This window comes from Inquilinus sp. OTU3971, assembly GCF_038440215.1.
The window spans coordinates 1-1,059 of record NZ_JASATH010000422.1 but is presented as its reverse complement, the minus strand read 5'-3'; the positions used below and the strand labels follow the sequence as shown (position 1 = coordinate 1,059).

Annotated in this window: 1 protein-coding gene; it reads left to right on the top strand. The window is 70.6% G+C overall.

The window, feature by feature from the left end:
• On the top strand, nucleotides 1-827 hold an 827-nt coding region (locus AAHM41_RS40235), incomplete at its 5' end, for an integrase core domain-containing protein (RefSeq protein WP_342242265.1).
• Between the last annotated feature and the right edge of the window lie 232 nt (nucleotides 828-1,059).

The following is a 1,059-nucleotide window of genomic DNA, read 5'->3' as shown; positions in this document are numbered from 1 at the left end:
TGACCCAGCCCTTTGCGCCGGTGACCGCGCCGAACGATCTGTGGGGGATCGACTTCAAGGGGTGGTTCCGGACCGGCGACGGGGTGCGCTGCGATCCGCTGACCCTGAGCGATGCCGACAGCCGGTTCCTGCTGGTCTGCCAGTCGGTGGAGCCGACCATCGAGGGGGTCGATCCGGTGACCGATGCCGCCTTCCACGAGTACGGCCTGCCGCTCGGCCTGCGGTCGGACAACGGCCCGCCCTTTGCTGGCAACGGCGCCGGCGGGCTGACCCGGCTGGCGGTCAAGTGGATCAAGCTCGGCATCCGCCTGGAGCGGATCGACCCCGGCGCGCCCGAGCAGAACGGCCGCCATGAGCGGATGCACGGCACGCTCAAGGCCGAGACCGCCAAGCCGCCGGCGGCAACTCCCGCCGCCCAGCAGGCGAGCTTCGACCGCTTCCGGCTGGAGTACAACCACCTGCGCCCGCACGAGGCGCTCGGCCAGGAGACCCCCGCCAGCCGCTACCGTAAAAGCCCGCGGTGCTACCCCGCCCGGATCGAAGAGCCTGCCTACGATGCCGAGCACGCGGTCCGGCGGGTCCGCTCCAACGGCGAGATCAAATGGGGCGGCACCCTGATCTTCGTCAGCGAGGCCCTGGTCGGCGAGCCGGTCGGCGTCGCCGAGACCGAGACCGGCGACTGGATCGTCCGCTTCGCCGACCACCCGGTCGGCCTCATCGGCCGCGGCACTCACAAGCTGCGCCCCATCGCGCCGGCCCGGCCGGGCCGGCGCGATCAGCGCTCTCAACAACACCGGAAACCTGTCAACGATGTATCCGGTCTATAGTGTCAACGATCTCTCCGGTTGCACAGTGGAAGGCTGCGTTCGCGAGTGCTGAGGGTTGGCGAAGCGGTGAATTCGCCGGCGGCTCACCCCGTGTCCGGCGGCTGCGGCTTGCGGCGGCCGGGAGCGGCGGAGCGGGGCTCGGGCTGATCCTCATCGTCCTCGCCGTCCTGCGACGGCAGGAAGCCCAGCTCCTCCATGGCCTCGTCGGCCATCTCGAGCCACTGCTGCACCC